The following is a 23143-nucleotide window of genomic DNA, read 5'->3' as shown; positions in this document are numbered from 1 at the left end:
TGCCGTTTTTAGGGTTTGCTCCCTCTCCCTGTGTGAGAGGGCCGGGGTGAGGGCATCAGGCCGCACTTATCAACGCCGACGCTGCCAGATCCACAAACCCGCAATCGCCAGCGCAAACAGCCCGCCAAACCCGACGCCAATCCCCACCACCGGCACACCCACTTTTACCGCCAGCGAGTAGAGCCCCAGCATTAACAGCATCGCCAGGTTTTCACCCAGGTTTTGTACCGCAATGGCGTTCCCCGCCCCGACGGTCTGCTTACCACGTTCCTGCAGTAACGCGTTCAGCGGCACCACGAAGAAACCGCCCAGAATACCAATCAGGTTCAGGAGGACATACGCAGGCAATAATGCATGCTGCAGCGAGAAAATAAGCACTACGACGCCAATCAGGATCCCTGCAGGCATGCAGCGTGCTACCGTCTCGAGCGTCACCAGCTTCGCCGCCGCGCCGGCCCCCACCACAATGCCGATGGCCACCATCGCGTTAAGATAGGTCGGCGTCGCGTTGTCGGTAATCCCCAGCGCCACCGGCACCCACAGCACCAGCAGGAAGCGCAGCGTGACGCCCGCGCCCCAGAACATGCTGGTCCCCATCAGTGAGAAACGCGTTTCACCGTTACGCCACAGCACGCGACAGGCGGTAAAGAAACTGCCGGTCATCGGTTTAAAGCGCCAGGATTGCCCCGGGCGAGCCACCGGCAGTTTGGGAATAAACAGGTTCGCCACAACCGCCCCGCCATACACCACCGCGCAGATGCCCAGTGCCGCCAGGACATGCCAGTCGGCCAGTACGCCGCCCGCGACGGATCCGAGCAGGATTGCGGCAATGGTTGACGACTCCATCAGGCCGTTGGCTTTCACCAGCTTATCGCCCGTGGTCAGCTCTCCGAGAATGCCATACTTCGCCGGGGAGTAGGCGGCAGCGCCGATGCCCACCAGCGTGTAGCCAATAAACGGGTTGAAGCCAAAGCAAATGCTGGCGGCACCCAGCAGCTTGAGGCCGTTGGCAAACATCATCACCCGGCCTTTCGGGAAACTGTCCGCCACCTGCCCGACGAACGGAGCAAAGATAATGTAAGCGCCCACAAACACCATCTGCAGGATCGGCTGGCTCCAGTCGGGGTAAAACTCGGCCTTCAGCAGCGCCAGCGTGGCAAACAGCAGCGCGTTATCACCGAACGCAGAGAGAAACTGTGCGGCGATAACGGCCATCATGCCTTTCGACCTGAGTGATGTGTTAGTGTGTACTGACTCACGCATTTTGCTGTTCCGCCTCTTCAACCATGCCTTTCAGGGTCACGAAATCGGGCTTCCCGCTACCCAGCACCGGGAGCTGCTTCAGGTAGCGAATATCGCGCGGCACCGCCAGTTCAGGAATACCGTGTTCACGCGCATAGCTTAGTAACCTGTCGCGCTTAAGCTCAGCGTCGGTCGTAAACAGCACCAGCGCCTCGCCTTTGCTGGCATCGCTCTTCACTACCGTCGCATGCATCTTATCCGCGGAGACGGCCGTCGCCAGTTGCTCAACCATTTCCAGCGAGACCATTTCACCGGCGATTTTGGCGAAGCGCTTCGCGCGTCCCTGAATCTGTACAAAGCCTTGTTCATCAAAACGGACAATATCACCGGTGTCGTACCAGCCGGTTTCAACCTCGCCGTTGACGTTTTCAGCCGTCGGCACCTCAAGCACGCCTGGGTTTTCCACGCGCAGATAACCGTTCATCACGTTTGGCCCTTTCAGCTGCAGACGGCCACCGTCTTCAATGCCCGGCACGGCCAGCAGACGCGCGTCCATCCCCGGCAGAATTCGGCCCACCGTGCCCGGTTTCGCCGCCATCGGTACGTTAATCGAGACCACGGGAGCACACTCGGTAACGCCATAGCCTTCGAGAATGCGCAGGCCAAACTTGTCCTGCCAGATCTGACGCGTGCTCTCCTGCAGTTTTTCCGCACCGGCCACCACATACCGCACGCGATAGAAATCGTACGGATTAGCAAAACGCGCATAGTTGCCCAGGAACGTTGATGTGCCGAACAGGACGGTACAGTTACGGTCATACACCAGCTCCGGCACAATGCGATAATGCAGCGGACTTGGGTAGAGGAACACTTCTGCGCCGGTCAGCAGCGGCGTAAACAGCCCCACCGTCAGGCCAAAGGAGTGGAACAGCGGCAGCGCCGACATAAAACGGTCATTCGCGGTAAAGTCGGCAATGCTTTTGATCTGCTCAACGTTCGCCAGAATGCTCTTGTGGCTGTGGACGACGCCTTTCGGGTTGCCCTCCGAACCCGACGTGAAGAGGATAATCGCGTCATCTTCCGGCTGCTGTTTGACCTGCGCCAGACGCGGCATCATCAGGTGAGCAAAAATCCACAGCTTGTCGCCGGTGGTTACGTCCGCTTTCAGATCCTCCAGGAAGACCCAGCGCACCTGGGTGAGCTGCTCGGGAAGATGCCAGAGCTTGCCTTTGTCCAGGAACTGACGGGAAGTAAAGACGGTATTAATCTGGGCAGCGGTGATGGCGCTGGTCAGTCCTTTCACCCCCGCCGTGTAGTTCATCATTGCCGGGATGCGCCCCCGGGAAACCGCACCAAAAATCACCGCCGCGCTGATGCCCGCGTTAGGCAGCATCAGGCCAATCTTTTCGCCCTTCTTGCTGTACTTCTCCAGAATACGGCCCACAAACAGGGTCTTGGTCAGCAGCTTGCGATAGGTATCCGGGGTAAAGTTGATATCTTCGATGCAGTTTTTCTTCGCGCCATAGCGGTGCTGCGCGGAAAGCAGAGATTCGTACAGCGTTTCGCGCGGGCGCACGGCCATGCGCGCTTCCATCATAATCTGATGCAGCATTTCCCCGGCGATTTTACGGCGATCGCGGGCACGCGGCGCGTCCGGCATCGGTAACGACGTGGGCGGCAGAATATGCAGCGTGATTTTTGGGAACAGACGCTGCTTCACCAGCCCCTTCAGGCGGCTGAAATGGGTCAGTTCTGCGCCTTCAATGCGCAGCGGCACCACGGTCGCTTTTGATTTCGCGGCAACAAACCCCGCGCCGTCGTAAATTTTCATCAGCGAACCGGTCACTGAAATACGCCCTTCCGGAAAAATAACCACCGGACGCCCCTGCTCAACCAGACGCACCAGATGCTTAATCATCATCGGCTTTGTCGGGTCGAGCGGCACAAAATCAATCAGCGGCGTGAGCCAGCGCATGTACCACTGCTGGCTGATAGAGGTATAGACCGCAAACACCGGGCGCACGGGTAAAAATAGCGCCAGCAGAATGCCGTCTATAAAGGAAACATGATTTGGTGTGATAAGAACGCGTTCACCGCGAAGCGCCTGGGCATCGCCAGTGACGCGGATGCGAAAAAGAATACGGAACAGTGTACGGAAGAACCCAAATAGCATCTCAACTCCCTTTGCCAGCCAGTGTGGAGGGTTGATAGTAAATGGTGGCAGATTACACGAGAAGTGATACGGGAGCGACAGCAAAAGTGGAGGCGAAAAAAAACCTGCGCATCCGCGCAGGTTGGTGCAAGAGATGAGTACGAAACCGTACTAAGAATTCTCACCAATCAATACCTCTGGGATCTTGATTGTGGCCGTTCGTCCTGCGCTTCGCCAGCAGGAAAACGCAAGGGAATGAGCCTAAGTGCAACCAGGTGTGAATATTCTCTGTTGCTGTTACAGATTGAACTATCAGGCAAAAAAAACCTGCGTAAAAACGCAGGTTGGTGTAAAGCGTGTTAATCAACCGGAGTTGATTGCACCTATCAATACCTCTGGGACTTTGACTGTATCAATCTCTTTAACGCCCTCGCCATCGGCCAATCGCAACAGCCTGACGCAAAGTGTAACCAAAGGTTCAGATTGACATTCTTCAGACATGAATGCGCGTGTAACGATTACACTACCAGGGTTGTCCTGCGTCACGTTTGTGGAGCGCGGAAATCCGCTCCCCTTGAATGCGCGCCGCTTTTCCGCAACACTATTTGGTGTGTAAACGCTTACCCCCAATAAGAAGGTAATGAATGGCGACAATAAAGGATGTGGCCCGTCTGGCAGGTGTGTCGGTGGCAACCGTCTCTCGTGTGATTAACGACTCCCCAAAAGCCAGTGACGCATCGCGCCAGGCGGTACAAACCGCCATGGAATCCTTGAATTATCATCCCAATGCCAATGCCCGCGCGCTCGCCCAGCAGTCCACCGAAACCATTGGGCTGGTAGTGGGTGATGTTTCCGACCCCTTTTTCGGTGCCATGGTGAAAGCGGTTGAACAGGTCTCTTATCAGACGGGCAATTTTTTGCTGATCGGCAACGGCTATCATAATGAGCAAAAAGAACGCCAGGCCATCGAGCAGCTGATCCGCCACCGCTGCGCCGCGCTGGTGGTTCACGCCAAAATGATCCCGGATGCCGAGCTGATTCACCTGATGAAGCAGATGCCCGGAATGGTGATCATCAACCGCATTATTCCCGGGTTTGAAAAACGCTGTGTGGCCCTAGACGACCGCTACGGCGCCTGGCTTGCGACCCGTCATCTGATTCAACAGGGCCATACCCGGATTGGCTATCTCTGTTCCAATCACCCGATTTCTGATGCGGAAGACCGCCTGCAGGGCTACTACGACGCCCTGCGCGAAAACGGCCTGCCGTGTAATGACCGTCTGGTGGCCTACGGTGAACCAGATGAGAGCGGTGGTGAACAGGCCATGACCGAACTGCTCGGTCGCGGGCGGAATTTCACGGCGGTTGCCAGCTATAACGACTCGATGGCCGCAGGGGCAATGGGGGTGCTGAATGACAACGGGATTGAGGTACCGGCAGAAATTTCGCTGATTGGCTTCGATGACGTGCTGGTCTCTCGCTACGTGCGCCCGCGTCTGACCACCGTGCGCTACCCGATAATCACCATGGCAACGCAGGCCGCCGAGCTGGCGCTAGCGCTGGCTGAACAGCGCCAGCCGCCGGATATCACGCATCTGTTTAGCCCGACGCTGGTTCGCCGTCACTCCGTTGCTTCACCTGCGGAAGCGCAGAGCGAATAGCGATAGAGGTGAACCCGCGTGTTGGGGTATTCCAGCCCATCACCGATATACTGCCAGCCGTAACGTTCGTAGAAGTCGCGGCAGGCAGACCAGAGGTGCAGTTCTTCATATCCCGCTTGCGCGGCCCAGGTAATAACGTGCTGCTGTAGCTTTCCTGCCAGCCCCTTGCCTCGCGCCGCGTCGTCAACGTAGAGCGCCGCCAGCCACGGAAAGAGATCCTGACGGGTGATCAAATCGCAGCGCCAGAGCCCTACCGTACCAACAAGCTGTTCGTCTTCTACGGCGATAAAGGTCAGCGGTAATGCTCCCGGCGTCTGGCTGTGCTCAATAATGCTGTGGAAAAATTCCCGAGAAAGCCCTTCGCCAAAGGCCTGCCAGAGCCAGTCGGTGACCTGCTCCGCATAGTGCGGTGCCTGGTAAAGCGGGAGGATGGCTATGTTTTTCACGTTTCACCTGCGTTTTCTCATGTATTTGCTGGCCTGTCGCCCCAGTTCGGTTCGGCGATTATTTTACCAGAGTCAGACTATTTAGTTTTACTTCACGCAGGCCAGACGAATCGTGACCAAAAAGCGTGATCGTGGCAGAAGTTTTGCGCTTCCCGCATCGCTTATACGCCGTGAGGTCTGTGTTAAACTGCAAATCATTACGTGGAAGCAGGAATGTAGAATGGCAACAATGCTGGATGTCTCACTGCGTGCGGGCGTGTCGAAGGCTACCGTCTCGCGCGTGCTGAACGGCACAGGTCAGGTTAAAGAGAGTACGCGTCAGCAGGTCTTTGCTGCGATGGAAGAGCTGGGATATCGCCCGAACTTCCTCGCGCGTTCGCTGGCTAACCAGACCAGCAACAGCATTGGCCTGGTCGTCTCGACCTTCGACGGCTTTTACTTTGGTCGTCTTCTCCAGCAGGCGTCGCGGCAGACGGAAACTCACGGGAAACAGCTGATCGTCACCGACGGTCACGACGCGCCGGAACAGGAAGAACAGGCGGTGCAGATGCTGGCCGATCGCCAGTGCGATGCCATCGTGCTTTACACGCGCTACATGAGCGAAAAAGCGATCGTCAAACTGATGAACACCGTGAAAACGCCGCTGGTGGTCATTAACCGTGAAGTGAGCCAGGCGCCGGATCGCTGCGTGTTTTTCGAACAGCAGGATGCCGCATTTAAGGCCGTGGATTACCTGATCGCCCAGGGCCATCGGGAGATCGCCTGTATCACCGTTCCGATCCATACCCCAACCGGGAAAGCGCGGCTGATGGGCTACCGTAAAGCGCTGGAAAAGCACGGCATTCGTCTGGACGAGCGTCGGATAAAGTACGGCGATGCGGGAATGACGCGGGGATACGAGCTGTGCAAGGAGTTGATTGCCGACGGAGTGCCGTTTAGCGCCCTGTTTGCCTGTAACGACGATATGGCCCTGGGGGCGTCCAAAGCGTTACACCAGGCGGGGCTTAAAATTCCGCAGGATATTTCACTGTTCGGCTTTGACGATGCCCCAAGCGCGAAATGGCTGGAGCCTGCGCTCTCATCGGTTTATCTGCCCATCGACAATATGATTGTCACGGCCATCGATCAGGCAATCCGGCTGGCAAAAAACCAGCCGGTCGATGCTATCCCGCCGTTTACCGGCACGCTGGTGTTACGCGATTCGGTTACAACGGGGCCGTACTTTCATCAGATGAGTTCTAAAGCCAGCAGTTCCTGAATGGTCTGGCGACGACGGATCAGCCGAGCTTTGCCGTTATCAAACAGCACTTCCGGCAGCAGCGGGCGGCTGTTGTAGTTAGATGACATCGACGCCCCGTAGGCACCGGTATCATGCAGCACAAGATAATCACCCGGTTTTACCTCTGGCAGCGCGCGAGTCTCCACTTTGCCACCTTCCTGCTGGGTAAACACGTCACCCGATTCGCACAGCGGGCCCGCAACGACCGTCTCAACGCGCGGCGCCTGCGTTAAATCACGGCCGTCGGCAGCCAGGGCGGTAATGTGGTGATAGCTGCCGTACATGGACGGACGCATCAGATCGTTAAAGCCTGCGTCAATCAAGACGAAGTGGCGAGACCCCATCTCTTTGACGCTGCGCACCTGCGAAACCAGCACGCCGGCTTCCGCCACCAGGAAACGACCCGGCTCAATTTCCAGCTTCACCGCGTGACCAAGATGCGCGGCGATTTGGTCACGCGCGGCGCTCCACAGACCGTAATAGTGATCGGTATCGATCGCCTCTTCGCCTTCGCGATAAGGAATGGAGAGGCCGCCACCGGCTGAGATCGCCTCCAGATCCTGACCGAAGTCGACAACCTGGCGCACCATCGCGCCGCACACCTGCTCCAGGTGGCCATAATCCACGCCAGAGCCAATGTGCATATGAATCCCCACCAGCTTCAGGCCGTAGCGCTGTAATACCTCCAGCGCGGCAGGCATATCGGCATACCAGATCCCGTGCTTGCTGTTTTCACCGCCGGTATTGGTTTTTTGGCTGTGACCATGACCAAAGCCTGGATTCACGCGCAGCCAGACGCGATGGCCGGGAGAAACCTGGCCCAGCTGCTCCAGCATATCTACAGAACCGGCATTCACCGGGATCTGCAGTTCGTGGACGCGCGCAAGCGTCGCATCGTCGATCACATCGGCGGTGAAGACGATCGCGTCGCCGTCGGCTTTCGGATCGAATCCGGCCGCCAGCGCGCGCTCGATTTCGCCAAGCGAGACGGAGTCGACCTTCACGCCCTGCTCACGCATCAGGCGCAGAATATGAATATTGGAGCACGCCTTCTGGGCAAAACGCACCACGTCAAACTGATGCAGGGCGGCGATCTTCTCGCGAACGATCTGCGCGTCGTAGACCCACACCGGGCAGCCAAACTCGGCAGGCAGGCGCAGCAGGTTGTCGGCGTTCAAATCGGTATCAGTCTGGTTCAGCGGGCGTGGCATGGTCTTCTCCGGGTAAATGCGTTTTGATGATTACGCCACAGCGCAAAGAGAATAAAAAATATCGTTTTATCGCGAGTCTATGCAAAAATGATATGGACAGTTATCTGCTTTCAGGTGCCCTATGCCCGCCGTCAATTTACGCCACATCGAGATTTTTCACGCCGTGATGACCACCGGCAATCTCACCGAAGCCGCACAGATGCTGCATACCTCGCAGCCGACGGTGAGCCGCGAGCTGGCCCGCTTCGAGAAAGTGCTGGGGCTGAAGCTGTTCGAGCGTACCCGGGGCAGGCTTCACCCTACGGTGCAGGGGTTACGCCTGTTCGAGGAAGTTCAGCGCTCCTGGTACGGACTGGACAGAATAGTGAGTGCTGCGGAAAGCCTGCGCGAGTTTCGCCAGGGCGAGCTGTCGATCGTCTGCCTGCCCGTCTTTTCACAATCGTTTTTGCCGATGCTGCTGCAGCCCTTTCTGGCCCGATACCCGGAGGTCAGCCTCACTATCGTTCCTCAGGAATCCCCCCTGCTTGAAGAGTGGCTTTCGGCCCAGCGCCATGATTTAGGCTTAACCGAAACCCTTTCCACGCCAGCGGGAACGGCACGCACGGAGCTGATCTCGTTAGATGAAGTGTGCGTTCTGCCCGCCGGACATCGGCTTGCCGGTAAGGCGGTGCTCACACCGGAGGATTTCCACGGGGAAAACTACATTAGCCTTTCGCAGACAGACAGTTACAGACAGCTGCTGGATACGCTGTTTGCCGAGCATCAGGTCAAACGGCGAATGGTGGTGGAAACGCACAGCGCGGCTTCGATTTGCGCGATGGTGCGGGCGGGCGTCGGCGTCGCGGTGGTGAATCCGCTCACGGCGCTGGACTATGCCGGAAGCGGGATCGTCATCCGCCGCTTTAGCGTGTCCGTCCCGTTCACCGTGAGCCTGATCCGCCCGCTGCACCGTCCGGCTTCCGCGCTGGTGGACGCTTTCACCGAACACTTAATGGAGCACGCGCGTCAGGTGGCGCTTCGTTTACCTGACCTGCAAAACCCCTCATGACAGCATAAACGCCACGGCATCTGCCGCGTGAATGGCGGTGGTATCAAATACCGGGACGGGGCTTCGCTCGGCCGGCACCAGCAGGCCAATCTCGGTGCAGCCGAAGATCACCCCTTCTGCCCCCTGCTGCGCCAGCTTTTCAATCACGCTGACGTAATACGCCCGGGAAGATTCGCTGAAGGTGCCAAGGCAGAGCTCGTCAAAGATAATCTGATTGATGCGCGCCCGATCGTCTTCATCCGGGATAAGGCTCTCGATCCCAAATTCACTGTGCAAACGCCCGCGATAAAAATCCTGTTCCATGGTGTAGCGTGTGCCCAAAAGCGCTACGCGGCGCATAACGGATGCGGCAATCGCACGACCGGTCGCATCCGCGATATGCAGAAACGGCAGCGAGCAGCGGTCCTCAATATGCGACGCCACTTTGTGCATGGTATTGGTACAAAGCACGATACCCTCGGCGCCGGCACGCTCCAGTCCCAGCGCCGCCTGGGCCAGGATCTCTCCGGCTTTATCCCACTCCCCGCTCGACTGGCAGGCTTCAATTTCATGGAAATCAACACTGTGCAGCAGCAGGCTTGCGGAGTGCAGACCACCCAGACGCTGCTTTACCCCTTCATTAATCAGGCGGTAATAAGGGATTGTCGATTCCCAGCTCATTCCACCTAACAGGCCGATCGTTTTCATCATCCCTCCTTTTCTTTGTTTCTTTTTTAACACAACCGAAGTACATAAAAAAAGGCGCTGTATTCAGCGCCTTTTAAAACAAATATTGGTTAGCTCCTGCATACGTTGGGATACGTAAACATGCAAAACAATCACACGCCGATGTTTCGCAGTTTCTCTCCTGCCATCAGCTTGCGCTCGATATGTTCCAGCGTCACGCCTTTGGTTTCCGGGATCAGCCAGAACGTAACGCCAATAAACGCTACGTTCAGCACCGTGTAGAGCCAGAACGTTCCCGCTGCGCCAATCGCGTCCAGCAGCGTCAGGAACGTCGCGCCGATGATCATGTTCGACACCCAGTTGGTGGTCGTGGAACAGGTGATTCCAAAGTCACGGCATTTGAGCGGCTGAATTTCGGAGCACAGGATCCACACCACCGGCGCGGCGCTCATCGCGTAACCTGCGATACACATCATGGTCATACCGACAGAAAGCCAGGAAAGCCCGCTTGAGGCCGTGCCGTTATCAAACTGCATCAGGCAGTAGCCCAGAATCAGCGTACCGAGCGCCATCACGCTGAAGCCAATTTTCAGCGCCGGTTTACGCCCGGCTTTGTCCACGGTGAATACCGCAATAAAGGTGGCGAACATGAAGGTCAGCCCGACCACCAGGGTTGCAATCATCTGCTGTTCCGTGGTGGTGAATCCGGCCATTTTGAAAATGCGCGGCGCGTAATACATGATGATGTTCATGCCGGTGAACTGCTGCATTGCCTGCAGCAACATGCCGAGGAAGACCGCGCGGCGCACGTTGCGGTTGATCTTAAACAGCGCCCAGCCGCCCTGCTTTAGCTTCAGGCTTTCGCGGATTTCATTCAGCTCTTCGCGCGCTTTTTCCGAGGTATCGCGCAGCATGCGCAGAACCTCTTCTGCCTCCACGTGACGCCCTTTTTGCGCCAGCCAGCGCGGGCTGTTTGGCAGGAAAATCACCAGGACGATCAGCACCAGCGCCGGTAAGGCCAGCACGCCCAGCATCGCGCGCCAGTTGCCGCTGTAGCTGAAGTAGGTGTCAGACAGGAACGCCAGCACAATACCCAGCGTGACCATCAGCTGATACATGCTGATCATCTTGCCGCGCACGTTTTCGCTTGCCATTTCGGAGAGATAAAGCGGCGCGGTGTAGGAGGCAATCCCCACCGCCACGCCCAGCAGCACGCGGGAGAGCAGGAGGATTTCAACATTTGCGGCAAACGCCGAGCCAATGGAGCCGGCAACGAACAGAATCGCCCCGACCATCAGGCTGTATTTGCGCCCCAGGCGGAACGACAGCCAGCCGTTGAACAGCGCGCCGATGGCCGCGCCGAGCATCATGCTGCTCACCACCCACTCCTGCAGGCGACTGCTGAGGGTAAAGTGATCGGTAATAAACGGTAGTGCGCCGGCAATGACGCCGATATCCAGTCCAAATAACAGGCCCGCCACGGCGGCGGCAATGGAGACAAACTGGTTCATGCGGCGAGTATCACGCAGCGCAGCGGGCATTAGGATAGAGTCATTTATCGATGTCATATTTTTCCTGCCTCAACAGCAAAATTCGTTAACTGAAATTACGAGAAAGCGAGGAAAAGTGTCAGGCAGGAAATCGCGAAGTTATGGATTATTCCGCTACGGCATACGGTTCTGTGATGGACATTACAATTTCAACTGGTGGCGAATAATCACGTATTTTTACTAATCAGTTAATATTTAAGCAATAAAAGTGTGATTGCCGTCATTTTCGATTTTTTAGTATGGATTTTTCATCTTTATCGATATGGACTAAGCCAATTATTGCTCAAAAAAACCTCCGCCCACAGGCAGAGGTTCTTAGTACAGGTGGAATTAACGCGCCAGCCAGCCGCCGTCTACAGCCACGGTGTAACCGTTGATGTAATCCGATGCGGAGGAGGCCAGGAAGACAATCGGCCCCATCAGATCGCTCGGCAGACCCCAGCGTCCCGCAGGGATACGCTCCAGGATCGCCGCGCTGCGCTCTTCGTCAGCACGCAGCTGCTGCGTGTTGTTGGTCGCCATGTAGCCCGGCGCAATCGCATTCACGTTGATGTTATGTTTCGCCCATTCGTTTGCCAGCAGGCGGGTCACGCCCATTACGGCGCTTTTGGACGCGGTGTAAGACGGCACGCGGATGCCGCCCTGGAACGAGAGCATAGAGGCAATGTTAATGATCTTGCCGCCTTTCCCCTGGGCAATAAAATGCTTCGCCGCCGCCTGGGACATGAAAAATACGCTCTTGATGTTCAAATCCATCACGTCATCCCAGTCGCGCTCGCTGAAGCCGATCGCGTCTTCGCGGCGGATCAGCCCGGCGTTGTTCACCAGAATGTCGATATGACCGAATTCAGCCACCGCGCGGTCCAGCAGTTCAGGAATGGCATCGATTTTACGCAGGTCAGCGGTCAGGCTCAGGAAACGGCGGCCCAGGGCCGTCACGCGTTCGATGGTCTCAGTCGGTTCAACGATATTAATTCCGACGATATCGCAGCCCGCTTCCGCCAGGCCTAACGCCATTCCCTGACCCAGCCCGGTGTCACACCCGGAAACCACAGCCACTTTCCCCTGCAGAGAGAATGCATCCAGAATCATGTTTATTCCTTACTCTTTCAGAGCCTGTCACTCACAGGCAGGTTTATGCTTCACCGCCCGCGACTAGCGCAGATCGCTGACCGCAACGTGGTCCATATCATCAAAGACCTGGTTTTCCCCCACCATTCCCCAGATAAAGGTGTAGGCTTTCGTCCCTACGCCGGAGTGAATGGACCAGCTCGGTGAAATCACCGCCTGCTCGTTATGCATCACGATATGGCGCGTTTCCTGCGGCTGTCCCATCATGTGGAATACGCAGGCGTCCTCATCCATGTTGAAGTAGAAGTAGACTTCCATGCGGCGCTCGTGGGTATGGCACGGCATGGTGTTCCACAGGTTGCCCGGTGCCAGCTCGGTCAATCCCATGCTGAGCTGGCAGGTCTCCAGCACGTCCGGCACGAAGTATTTATTGATGGTGCGGCGGTTGCTGGTGAGGTTGTCACCCAGCGTCACGGGTGCGACGTCTGCGGTGGTCACTTTTTTGGTTGGGTAGGTGGAGTGAGCCGGCGCGCAGTTGTAGTAAAACTTCGCAGGCCTGCTGCCGTCGATGCTGGCAAAGACCACGTCTTTCGCCCCTTTACCCACATACAATGCCTCGCGATGGCCAATCTCATAGCATTTTCCGTCTACGGTGATGGTGCCCGGCCCGCCGATGTTAATCACCCCCAGCTCGCGACGCTCGAGGAAGTAGCTCACGCCCAGCAGTTTACCGACCTCACCGCCCACGGAGACGCTTTTCGTGACGGGCAGAATCCCGCCCACAATGATGCGGTCGATATGGCTGTAAACCATGGTGTACCTGTCGGCCTCGAATACCTGCTCGACTAAAAATGCATTGCGCAGCCCGTGAGTATCCAGCGTTTTGGCGTGCGCACTGTGGATGCTTTCTCTGACGTCCACGGTAACCTCCAGATGTGATCATGCCCGAAGGCGGAAATAAACGAAACAGCGTTCCGTTTTTCATAATGAGCACATACTATCGGCATAAAGCGGGCTTTTCAATTATATTTAAAACAACGTTTCATTTTTATTTTTGCTTATAGCGAAAATGATGTTCGGATCACAATTCAACCGCCGGGAGAAAAAAAACGCGAAAAAAAACCTCCCGGAGGAGGTCATTTTTAATGAGAAGAGGTTAGCGTTCGATGGCCAGCGCCACCCCTTGCCCGCCGCCTATACAGAGTGTGGCAATCCCTTTGCGGGCATTGCGCTTTTTCATTTCGTGGACCAGCGAAACCAGGATCCGGCAGCCGGACGCACCGATAGGATGGCCCAGCGCGATCGCGCCACCGTTAACGTTGACCCGCAGGGGATCCCACTCCAGCATTTTTCCGACGGAGATAGCCTGCGCGGCATAGGCTTCGTTCACCTCGATCAGATCCACATCCGAAAGCTGCCACCCCGCGCGCTCCAGGCAGCGGCGGGTCGCGTAGACCGGAGCGATCCCCATCAACGCAGGATCAACCCCTACGCTGGCGAACGCCTTGATGCGGGCCAGGACCGGAAGATCGAGTTCAAGGGCTTTGCTTTCGCTCATCATCATAACGGCGGCAGCGCCGTCGTTAATGGAAGAGGCATTTCCCGCCGTCACCGAGCCCTGCATTTCAAACGCGGGATTCAGCCTCGCCAGGCCTTCTGCGCTGGCGTCAGTGCGCGGCTGTTCATCGGTATCCACGAGGATACGCTCGCCGCTCTGACGCTGCGTGCTGACCGGGACAATCTCGTCGCGAAAGCGACCGGAATCAATTGCCGCACGCGCTTTTTGCTGCGAGCTTAGCGCATAGGCATCCTGCACCTCACGGCTGATGCCGTACTCGCGCGCCAGGTTTTCCGCCGTCACGCCCATATGATAGTCATTGAACGCATCCCAAAGCCCGTCATGCACCAGGCTGTCGAGCAGCTGACTGTTGCCAAGCTGTGCGCCGGTCCGGCTGTCGGTCAACACGTGCGGCGCGCGGCTCATATTCTCCTGCCCGCCCGCTATGATCACGTCCGCTTCACCACACTGAATGGCTTGCGTCGCGAGATGCAGCGCTTTTAATCCTGAACCACAGACGTCGTTGATGGTGATGGCCGAAACGGTATTGGGCAGCCCGCCCTTCAGCGCCGCCTGACGCGCAGGGTTTTGCCCGGCACCGGCCGTGAGAACCTGTCCCAGGATCACCTCATCAACTTCATGTGCTGCGATCCCGCTGCGTTCCACCAGCGCTTTTACCACCACGCTGCCCAGGTCAACCGCCGAGTGACGCGCGAGCGCTCCCTGAAAACAGCCGATAGCTGTACGCAACGCACCCACTATTACGACATCTTTCATCACGACCTCTGTGTTAAATGACATGACGATAGTAGAGGATTGTTACTGGCAATTATCTTAATTGTTTAAAAATAGTGAGTTTAATCACAAGGATCAGCGCGCATCCTGCAGATACTGCCGCAGCCAGCTGCCGGCAACGCCGGGAGGGGATCGTTTATTCCACAGCAGATCGATGCCGATCGCCCGCGGCCAGCCGGGAACATTGAGCTGTACCAGGGATTTCGCGGCGGCAAATTCATCCACCAGCGCGCACGGCAGCACGCACCAGCCAAATCCCTGTACCGCCATACTCAAGAGTAACAGGTAATTCGGGGCTGACCAGACGGGCCCGCGCGCGATCTCAGCCTCGCGCTCAAGATAGGTGCTGAGCCGCAGCTCTCGCCAGCCGTGCAGCTCGTCATGCTGAACGTCATGTTGTCCGGCCAGCGGATGCGTGGTCGCGACATAGATCGCCATGCGGGTCTGCATCGGCAGGCGGGTGACGCCAATATCCGTAGGGTAACTGTCGCGCGCTTCCGTCAGGCCAATCTGCGCTCGCTCCTTTTGCAGCAGATCGATCACGTCTTCTTCCTCGCCAATCAGACATTCGAATTCCGTATGGGGAAAACGCGCGTCAAACTGCTTCATCATCTCTTCCAGCACGTCCGGGTTGAGGGTATCGGAAAGGACAAACGTCAGACGCGCCTCCGTTTGCGCCGTTAGCGACACCGCCAGCTCATCCAGCCGCGTGCTGGCGGCCAGGATCGCCTGCACGTAACCCAGCACCTGTTCTCCCTGGACCGTTAACACCGGCTGGCGCGCCGAGCGGTCAAACAGCTCGAAACCGAGATCGGCTTCAAGATTGGCAATCGACGTGCTGATCGTCGACTGGCTTTTACGCAGCCGGCGTGCGGCAGCAGAAAAAGAGCCCGCCGCAACGGTCTCGACAAACGCCTTAAGGGCTTCGGGTGAATAGCGCATAACCTATCTACTTTAGCGATGGATACCATCTTTAATATATCAGCTTTAGCGATAAAAATAGGCTGCATCAACGCCCATACCGGCGAATTAATGAGGTCTATGACTATGCAACATCAGGATGCACTCCAACGTAAGCTGCCGGAGCGGATCTTTCATGCTGTCTGTTTCGAAGGGATTGCTACGGCGATCCTCGCCCCTACGGCGGCGTGGCTGATGCAGCGTTCCGTGGTGGAGATGGGGGGGTTGACCATTATCCTGGCCACTACCGCCATGCTCTGGAACATTCTTTATAACTTCGGCTTCGACCGTTTCTGGCCCGTTCAGCGCGTCAAACGTACCGCAAAAGTACGTGCGCTGCATGCGCTGGGGTTCGAATGCGGGTTTATTGTGATTGGTGTGTCGATTGTCGCCGCCGTGCTGGGCGTTACCCTGCTTCAGGCATTCACGCTGGAAATAGGTTTCTTCCTGTTCTTCCTGCCCTACACCATGTTCTATAACTGGGCATACGATTGCCTGCGCGAGAAATTTCTTAAGCGTCGCCAGCAACGGCGAGCCCTGGCAGGCTAAACCGCCTCTGGCCGGACGCCCGTTCCGGCCAAACTCCGTCGAAGCAACTGCGCTCTTCAGGCATAACTATGGTAAATTGCACGCCATTCCGATGGTTTGATAGTTGATACGTTGCTCTAATGTCGAAAATTTGGTCAAAAGATGAGACTCTATGGAGTTTCGCTCTCTATGGCACGGCCGTGGGCGCAGGAACGCTGTTCTTGCCCATTCAGCTGGGCTCCGCAGGCGCTATCGTCCTGTTTATTACCGCCCTCGTGGCCTATCCCTTAACCTACTGGCCGCACCGGGCGCTGGCGCAATTTATCCTGTCGTCGAAAACAAAAGGCAACGAAGGGATCACCGGCGCCGTCTCGCACTATTACGGCAGGAAGATTGGCAACCTGATCACCACGCTCTATTTCATCGCCTTCTTTGTGGTGGTGCAGATTTATGCGGTGGCCATCACCAACTCGCTCACGGAGCAGCTGGCGAAACACCTGACGGTGGATACCGCCGTTCGCGTTCTGGTCAGCCTGGGCGTGGTGCTGGTTCTGAATCTGATCTTCCTGATGGGGCGCCATATCACGATAAAAGTGATGGGCTTCCTGGTGTTTCCGCTGATTGCCTATTTCCTGTTTGTCTCGCTCTATCTGACCGGAAGCTGGCAACCCTCGCTGTTGACCAGCCAGATGGCCGTCGATCGCCATACGCTGCATCAGGTATGGATTTCGATTCCGGTGATGGTGTTTGCTTTCAGCCATACCCCGATTATCTCAACGTTTGCCGTTGACCGTCGCGAGAAGTTTGCCGACGGCGCCATGGATAAATGTAAGAAAATCATGAAGGTGGCGTACCTGATCATCTGCCTGAGCGTGCTGTTTTTTGTCTTCAGCTGCCTGCTCTCAATTCCGCCGTCGTACATTGTGGCCGCCAAAGAGCAAGGGGTAACGATCCTGTCCGCGCTGTCGATGATGCCTTCTTCTCCGGCGTGGCTGGGCATTTCCGGGATTATCGTGGCGATTATTGCGATGTCGAAATCGTTCCTCGGCACCTATTTTGGGGTGATTGAAGGGGCGACGGAGATCGTGAAGTCGTCGCTCAATCAGGTGGGCGTGAAAAAGAGCCGCGCCTTTAACCGCGCGATTTCCATTATGGGGGTGTCGTTAATCACCTTTGCCGTCTGCTGCATTAACCCGAACGCCATTTCGATGATTTACGCCATCAGCGGCCCGCTTATCGCCATGATCCTGTTTATCATGCCGACGCTGTCGACGTTTCTGATCCCGTCACTGAAACAGTACCGCTCCATTGGCAACCTGCTGACGCTGATCGTCGGCGTGCTGTGCGTGTCGGTGATGTTTGTCGGCTAAACGCCCTGCATGCCCGGCGTTCTGCCGGGCATGCCTCTCAGGCTCGCCCTGCTGATTCCAGCGGAAAAGGTCTGTCCTGCACGACCGTTTTCATGACAAGCGTAGAGCGAAGGTGCTGCACGCCGGGCATGGCGGAGAGCTTCTCGTCGTAGAGTTTCTGGAAAGCGGACAGGTCGCGGGTCACGACGTGCATCAGATAATCGGGATCGCCAAACAGACGCTGTGCCAGCACGATCTGCGGGATTTCCTCAACCGCCGCTTCAAACGCGCTAACCGCCTTTCTGTCACCCTCCTTCAGCGTCGCAAACACTATCGCCAGGAAGTTGAACCCCATTTTGGCGGGGTCGAGGCTGGCACGGTATCCCGTTATGGCCCCGCTTTGCTCCAGCGCCCGCACGCGACGATGGCACGGCGAGAGGCTCAGATTCACTCTTTCTGCCAGCTCGGTCAGGGATAAACGGCCATCAGACTGTAGCTCAGCAAGAATTTTTCGATCGATGCTATCCATGTGGAAGATTTTCTCATTTTCACGGTGTTATGAGCATAACATTGAAAGCCTATTTCGCAGGGTTAGCGATATTCTTTTTCTCAACGTTTGACGCACTGCGGGAGTTTTCAGAACGATGGAAATGAGTATTGTGGCCGGCTTTTGGGTGGTTTCTTTTCTGCTCATCATGACGCCGGGCGCCGACTGGGCCTACGCCATTAGCGCCGGGATTAACGGGCGACGCGTGGTACCGGCGGTGATGGGGTTAATGTCCGGGCATCTGTTAGCTACGCTGATTGTGGTGGCTGGCGTGGGCGTAGTGATTGCTCAGCATCCGCTGGCGTTAACCGGGCTGACCGTTGCGGGGGCCGTGTATCTCCTCTGGCTTGGCATCGGGCTGTTGCGTCACCCGGCCGCACCGGAAAAGGCCACCCACCATGCGGGAAACTGGAGACAGTGGGCGGTGAAAGGGCTCTGCATTAGCGGCCTTAACCCGAAAGTCTTTTTGCTTTTCCTGGCGCTGCTTCCGCAGTTTACCGACCCGACCGGAAGCTGGTCGCTAGCGATGCAAATGTCCGCGCTTGGCGTGATGCACCTTATCACCTGTACGCTGGTCTATCTGCTGGTGGGGTATGGTTCGAAAGCGGTACTGGCGACCCGGCCTCAGGCGGCGCGTATGGTGAGCATGGCGTCAGGAGGGATAATGGTGCTGATCGCAATGGTATTGCTGTTTGAGCAGGTAAGATAAAAAAACACCGGCCATCGCCGGTGTTAATTACGCCCGAATATCGTCATATTCCCGCGTTTTATCAAACTCATGCTTCGCGAACGGGCACAGCGGGATAATTTTACGGTTCTCACCGCGCATCTTCTCCACCACTTTCGCCACCAGCTGTTTACCGACGCCCTGCCCTTTCAGGCTCTCATCCACGTCGGTGTGCTCGATAATGCTCAGGTGCTCGCCGGTCGGTACAAAGACGATCTCCGCGACCTGGTTGCCGTTCGCATCATTGACGTAAAACTTGTTATGGCCTTCCAGAATATCCATGGTTCCTCGCTTATTTTTGGCGATACTTCAGCGCACCGCTCGGGCAGGTATCAATCACGCGTACAACCGTTTCAACGTCCACTTCATCGGGAATGATCCACGGCTTACGTTTCAGATTAAACAGCTTTGCGCTCCCACGCACGCAGTTACCTGAGTGTTTGCAGATCCCGGTATTGAAGTAAACGTCAATTTTCTCGCCGGTATAGGCCCGGTAACCCGCATCCAGTAGTTCTTTATCCATGACATTGCCTCTGTAATTATTATCGTGCTGAATGAAGCATAGCCTTACGGGATCCTGATGGCTATAACGCCGAAAACGAAAAGCCAGGTCACAACTCTTTTCTCGCCAGATTGCGTCCGCTATTGGCCCATGTCAGGCTCGGCAAATGTCACTTTTACATAACTTCCGCAGGTTGAATGAAACGCAGACTCTCTTTTCAGGTAAAGCTGTTTTTAGCGCTGGTGTGCTTCTCCTGCCTGCTGTTAGTTCTGCTGGGAACAATCCTGTTCCATTTTATTGACCGACAGCTCCATCACGATCTCGGCCAGCGCGCCCGGGTTCAGGCCAGCCAGATCGCGCTGATGCCGGGTCTGGCGACAATGGTAGCGGCCAGAGATATTCCGGGAATAGCCCGGTTAATTCAGCCGCTGCGCGCCGAAAGCGATGCCAGCTACATTGTGATTGGCGATACCGAGGAGCAGCACCTTTATCATTCGGAATCGCCGGAGCGTATTAATTTACCGATGATCGGCGGCGATAATGCGGAGGTGTTAAAGGGCAAAACCATTATTTCCGTGCGTCAGGGCGGAATTGGCGTGTCGCTACGCAGCAAAGCGCCCATCTTCAACGCGCAGCATCAGGTAATTGGTATTGTCTCGGTCGGCTATCTGACCTCGTATATTGCCAATATTAACGCCCGCATTCTCTGGCAGTCCGGGCTATACGGCGCTGCGCTTCTGCTCCTGCTGTTTATTTTCTCCTGGCTGTTTACCCGCAATTTAAAAAAACAGATGTTCCGGCTGGAGCCGAAAGATATCGCTCAGCTGGTTTTGCAGCAGCGCGCGCTATTAGAAGCCATGTACGAAGGGGTATTTGCCGTTAATGGCGAGAAGCAGCTGATTTTAATTAACCGCGCGGCACGCGAAATGCTGGATATTCGGCAAAGTGAGAAAGAACTTATCGGGAAACCGCTGGAAGACATTCTGCAGACGGCGCCGGGCTTTTTATCCCAGCGCTACGCCTCGGTGAGCGCTGGCAGCCACGACCAGATTGCGGTGCTGAACCAGCGCGAGGTGATCGTCAACCGGGTAGCCATTGAGGTCGAACCGGGCGTTGAAAGCGGTTGGGTATACAGCTTTCGCGACAAAAATGACATCAACACGCTCAGCAGCCAGCTCAGTCAGATCAAACGCTATGCGGATAACCTGCGCATTATGCGCCACGAACAGCTGAACTGGACCGCCACTCTCGTCGGGCTACTACAGATGAAACACTATGACGAGGCGATCCGTTACATTCAGGTGCAGTCAGAAGGCGCGCAGCGCGTGCTGGACTTTGTCTCAGCCCATTTTGTCTCCCCGGCGCTGTGCGGGCTGCTGCTCGGAAAATACGTCAGCGCGCGCGAAAAAGGCATCGAGCTGCTGTTTGACCCCGCCTGCCAGCTCACCCGGATGCCTGCAGCGCTGAGTGAAACGGAGCTGATGTCCATTATTGGTAACCTGCTGGACAACGCCGTGGAGGCGACACTCAACGCGCCGGTCCACGCGCCGGTAGAACTCTACATTTCTGACCGTAACCAGGAGCTGCTGATCGAGGTGGCTGACCGGGGCTGCGGGGTGGACGATGCGTTGAAGCCGCACATTTTCCGCCAGGGATTCAGCAGCAAGCCGGACAGCGAAAACGACATTGTGGGTACCGAGCACGGTATTGGCCTGTTCCTGGTGACAGGATATATCGACAAGGCCGGCGGCAGCATTGAGATTGCCGACAACACGCCGCAGGGCACTATTTTTTCTGTGTTTATTCCGAATGGGCAACAGCATGACCCGACCACTTGACGTTGTGATAGTTGAAGATGAGCCGCACCTGGCGGAGCTGCATCGCGAGTATATCGAGCAGAATTTCCATCTGCGCGTGGTGGGCATCGCCGCGTCGATTGAGCAGGCATGCAGCCTGATTCGTCAGCACCAGCCGCGGCTGATCCTGCTGGACAACTATCTCCCGGACGGTAAAGGCGTGGAGTTAATTGATAATCCCCTTCTGAAAAGCTACGAATGCTCGGTGATTTTCATCACCGCCGCCAGCGATATGCAGACCTGCAGCCACGCCATGCGCAGCGGCGCGTTTGACTACCTGATTAAGCCTGTCTTTTTCCAGCGCCTGCACGCCTCGCTGGAACGGTTTATGCGTTTCATCCACACCGTGCAGCAGGTGAAGGTGGTCGACCAGCATGCGCTGGATCGCCTGTTTAATCTTCCCGCCGCGGAAGCCTCCATTACGCCGTCGACGAAGGGCATTGAACCCCAGACGCTGGAACGGATTAAAAACCTGTTCGCCGAGCATCCCGATACCGCGATGTCGGTTGAAGAGGTGGTGGAAAACGTGGGGATCAGCAAAACCACGGGGCGTCGCTACCTTGAATACTGCGTGGAGAGCGGGTTAATCAGCGTCGAAATGCTGTATGGCAATATAGGTCATCCGCGAAGGTTATACCGCAAAGCGCCCGATAAACCGTAATCCAGAATCGTTCACAGGCTAACGTTCGCGGATTTTATGGTGTTAATTGCTGAAACGACGGCGACAATCACACTTCGGAATCATTGCCCGCTTCACCCTCTTGTGGGTGGAGCCCGATACGCTATGTTGACAATTAGTTCCTCAAATGTAACTAAAAGGTTAACTATAATGTCGAACACGTTCCGAATTTCTCTGCTTACCGCTACTGTACTGTTCTCTGCTTCTGCACTCTCTGCCCTGCCGCAGGGCTATCCTGCTGAATATCAAAAAGTTGTTGATGCCGCAACGAAAGAGGGCAAGGTTGTTATTTACTCCACCACCGACATCAAGGCCGCCGGACCGCTGATCCAGGGCTTCGAAAAAACCTACCCGGGCATTAAAGTCGAATACAACGACATGAACAGCACCGAGCTGTACAACCGCTTCATCAGCGAACAGGCCTCCGGTGGCGTGAGCGGCGACGTGGTCTGGAGCTCCTCTATGGACACCGGCCTGAAGCTCGCCACCGACTACGCCATGGAGTATAAATCGCCGGAGCAAAGCCAGCTGCCGAAATGGGCGGTCTGGAAGGATAAGGCTTATGGCACTACCTATGAGCCGGTGGTCTTTATCTACAACAAGCGCCTGATCCCGGCTGGCGACGTGCCGGATTCTCACGCCGCGCTGGCGAAGCTGATTGCCAGCCAGACGGACAAATTCAAGGGCAAAGTCACCACCTACGACATCGAAAAATCGGGTCTGGGCTTTATGCTCTCGGTTCAGGATCACAACGCCGATCCTAATTACTTCAAAACCCTGGCCGACGTCGCCAAAGGTGGCTTATCGGTGCAGTCGTCTACCGGCACCATGATGGAGCGGGTCTCCTCCGGTGAAAACCTGATCGGCTTCAACATCCTCGGGTCCTACGCGGAAGCGCGCGCGAAGAACGATCCTTCGCTCGGCATTTCCTATCCAAAAGATTACACCCTGGTGCTGTCGCGCGTGTCGTTCATCAGCCAGCAATCGCAAAACAGCAACGCCGCTAAGCTGTGGCTGGACTATGTGCTGTCTGAACAAGGGCAAAACATTCTGGCCAATCAGGCGGATATTCCCTCCATTCGTAACGATATCGAAGGGAAAAATGATATCGACGGCCTGACCAAAATCCTCGGTAACGCGCTGAAGCCAATTCCGGTTGATGAAACGCTGCTGGAATACCTGCAGCCGAAAAAACGCCTGGAGTACATCAAAGAGTGGCGTACCGCCGCCGGTAAATAAGCGTCTGAGCGCGGCGCAGGCCGCCGCGCTCCCTTATCGACTGAGTTCGTTTTTCTGGGCTGCAACACCAGGGATAC

The 23143-nt window shown here is 56.3% G+C and carries 22 protein-coding genes; 9 read left to right on the top strand and 13 right to left on the bottom strand.

Annotation, left to right across the window (positions count from 1 at the left end; all coding sequences use genetic code 11):
* Positions 1–69: 69 nt before the first annotated feature.
* Both lplT and aas read right to left on the bottom strand, forming a co-directional pair.
* Positions 70–1263 (bottom strand): lysophospholipid transporter LplT, encoded by a 1194-nt coding sequence (gene lplT, locus M2422_RS18660; protein ID WP_259141868.1) that lies wholly within the window; start codon positions 1261–1263, stop codon positions 70–72.
* Entirely contained in the window at positions 1256–3415 is a 2160-nt protein-coding gene (gene aas, locus M2422_RS18655; protein ID WP_048979860.1) for a bifunctional acyl-ACP--phospholipid O-acyltransferase/long-chain-fatty-acid--ACP ligase, read from the bottom strand. The genes lplT and aas overlap by 8 nt, the downstream gene beginning before the upstream one ends.
* A gap of 623 nt (positions 3416–4038) precedes the next feature.
* Here aas and galR point away from each other — a divergent pair.
* Positions 4039–5055, top strand: coding sequence for an HTH-type transcriptional regulator GalR (galR, locus tag M2422_RS18650; protein ID WP_023309052.1), 1017 nt, complete (start codon positions 4039–4041; stop codon positions 5053–5055).
* Here the strand turns inward: galR and M2422_RS18645 are convergent.
* The gene (locus tag M2422_RS18645) at positions 5016–5492 is read right to left on the bottom strand and encodes a GNAT family N-acetyltransferase (RefSeq protein ID WP_064673566.1); all 477 of its coding nucleotides are present in this window, start codon (positions 5490–5492) and stop codon (positions 5016–5018) included. The two genes, galR and M2422_RS18645, sit on opposite strands and share 40 nt — an antisense overlap.
* Before the next feature lie 229 nt (positions 5493–5721).
* Here M2422_RS18645 and M2422_RS18640 point away from each other — a divergent pair, with 229 nt between their 5' ends.
* Entirely contained in the window at positions 5722–6759 is a 1038-nt protein-coding gene (locus M2422_RS18640; RefSeq protein WP_033146449.1) for a LacI family DNA-binding transcriptional regulator, read from the top strand.
* Here the strand turns inward: M2422_RS18640 and lysA are convergent.
* The gene (lysA, locus tag M2422_RS18635; protein ID WP_063144689.1) at positions 6729–7991 is read right to left on the bottom strand and encodes a diaminopimelate decarboxylase; all 1263 of its coding nucleotides are present in this window, start codon (positions 7989–7991) and stop codon (positions 6729–6731) included. The two genes, M2422_RS18640 and lysA, sit on opposite strands and share 31 nt — an antisense overlap.
* 121 nt (positions 7992–8112) lie before the next feature.
* Between lysA and M2422_RS18630 the strand changes: the two genes are divergently transcribed.
* Positions 8113–9039, top strand: coding sequence for a LysR family transcriptional regulator (locus M2422_RS18630; protein WP_064673500.1), 927 nt, complete (start codon positions 8113–8115; stop codon positions 9037–9039).
* On the opposite strand, the gene M2422_RS18625 is transcribed toward M2422_RS18630, so the two are convergent.
* The 6 genes from M2422_RS18625 to M2422_RS18600 form a co-directional block, all read right to left on the bottom strand.
* Positions 9034–9726, bottom strand: a complete 693-nt coding sequence (locus M2422_RS18625) for an aspartate/glutamate racemase (protein ID WP_064673499.1) — start codon at positions 9724–9726, stop codon at positions 9034–9036. The genes M2422_RS18630 and M2422_RS18625 overlap by 6 nt on opposite strands.
* Before the next feature lie 131 nt (positions 9727–9857).
* Positions 9858–11273: a sugar porter family MFS transporter gene (locus M2422_RS18620; protein ID WP_259141861.1), complete on the bottom strand. Its 1416-nt coding sequence runs from the start codon at positions 11271–11273 to the stop codon at positions 9858–9860.
* A gap of 312 nt (positions 11274–11585) precedes the next feature.
* A complete protein-coding gene (gene kduD / locus M2422_RS18615) occupies positions 11586–12347 on the bottom strand; it encodes a 2-dehydro-3-deoxy-D-gluconate 5-dehydrogenase KduD (protein ID WP_064673498.1) in 762 nt (253 codons plus the stop codon).
* Positions 12348–12410: 63 nt separating this feature from the next.
* Positions 12411–13247 carry a 5-dehydro-4-deoxy-D-glucuronate isomerase gene (gene kduI, locus M2422_RS18610; protein ID WP_064673497.1) on the bottom strand — a complete coding sequence of 279 codons (837 nt, stop codon included), beginning with the start codon at positions 13245–13247 and terminating at the stop codon, positions 12411–12413.
* Between the two features lie 235 nt (positions 13248–13482).
* Positions 13483–14661, bottom strand: a complete 1179-nt coding sequence (locus M2422_RS18605) for an acetyl-CoA C-acetyltransferase (RefSeq protein ID WP_038417283.1) — start codon at positions 14659–14661, stop codon at positions 13483–13485.
* Between the two features lie 93 nt (positions 14662–14754).
* On the bottom strand, positions 14755–15621 hold the full coding sequence (locus tag M2422_RS18600; RefSeq protein WP_047650217.1) for a LysR family transcriptional regulator: 867 nt from the start codon (positions 15619–15621) through the stop codon (positions 14755–14757).
* 105 nt (positions 15622–15726) lie between these two features.
* On the opposite strand from M2422_RS18600, the gene M2422_RS18595 reads away from it, so the two are divergent.
* Positions 15727–16188, top strand: coding sequence for a multidrug/biocide efflux PACE transporter (locus M2422_RS18595; RefSeq protein WP_032660189.1), 462 nt, complete (start codon positions 15727–15729; stop codon positions 16186–16188).
* A gap of 119 nt (positions 16189–16307) precedes the next feature.
* Entirely contained in the window at positions 16308–17537 is a 1230-nt protein-coding gene (locus tag M2422_RS18590) for an amino acid permease (protein ID WP_064673496.1), read from the top strand.
* 37 nt (positions 17538–17574) lie between these two features.
* Here the strand turns inward: M2422_RS18590 and M2422_RS18585 are convergent, their stop codons facing one another.
* Positions 17575–18045 (bottom strand): Lrp/AsnC family transcriptional regulator, encoded by a 471-nt coding sequence (locus M2422_RS18585; RefSeq protein WP_064673495.1) that lies wholly within the window; start codon positions 18043–18045, stop codon positions 17575–17577.
* A gap of 115 nt (positions 18046–18160) precedes the next feature.
* Between M2422_RS18585 and M2422_RS18580 the strand changes: the two genes are divergently transcribed.
* Positions 18161–18772: a LysE family translocator gene (locus tag M2422_RS18580; protein ID WP_064673494.1), complete on the top strand. Its 612-nt coding sequence runs from the start codon at positions 18161–18163 to the stop codon at positions 18770–18772.
* A 27-nt stretch (positions 18773–18799) separates the two neighbouring features.
* On the opposite strand, the gene M2422_RS18575 is transcribed toward M2422_RS18580, so the two are convergent.
* Positions 18800–19072 (bottom strand): GNAT family N-acetyltransferase, encoded by a 273-nt coding sequence (locus M2422_RS18575; protein WP_008499687.1) that lies wholly within the window; start codon positions 19070–19072, stop codon positions 18800–18802.
* Positions 19073–19082: 10 nt separating this feature from the next.
* A complete protein-coding gene (gene yjdI / locus M2422_RS18570) occupies positions 19083–19313 on the bottom strand; it encodes a 4Fe-4S mono-cluster protein YjdI (protein WP_008499689.1) in 231 nt (76 codons plus the stop codon).
* A gap of 176 nt (positions 19314–19489) precedes the next feature.
* Between yjdI and M2422_RS18565 the strand changes: the two genes are divergently transcribed.
* The 3 genes from M2422_RS18565 (at position 19490) to M2422_RS18555 (ending at position 23066) form a co-directional block, all read left to right on the top strand.
* On the top strand, positions 19490–21130 hold the full coding sequence (locus M2422_RS18565) for a sensor histidine kinase (RefSeq protein WP_064673493.1): 1641 nt from the start codon (positions 19490–19492) through the stop codon (positions 21128–21130).
* Complete coding sequence (locus M2422_RS18560) at positions 21114–21809, top strand: response regulator (protein ID WP_075202213.1); 696 nt, start codon at positions 21114–21116, stop codon at positions 21807–21809. The genes M2422_RS18565 and M2422_RS18560 overlap by 17 nt, the downstream gene beginning before the upstream one ends.
* Positions 21810–21977: 168 nt before the next feature.
* The gene (locus M2422_RS18555) at positions 21978–23066 is read left to right on the top strand and encodes an ABC transporter substrate-binding protein (RefSeq protein ID WP_023309072.1); all 1089 of its coding nucleotides are present in this window, start codon (positions 21978–21980) and stop codon (positions 23064–23066) included.
* Positions 23067–23143 lie beyond the last annotated feature (77 nt).

Origin of the sequence: Enterobacter sp. SLBN-59, assembly GCF_024807915.1 — a bacterium.
GTDB lineage: Bacteria > Pseudomonadota > Gammaproteobacteria > Enterobacterales > Enterobacteriaceae > Enterobacter > Enterobacter asburiae_B.
This window is presented reverse-complemented; position numbering and strand designations above follow the sequence as displayed.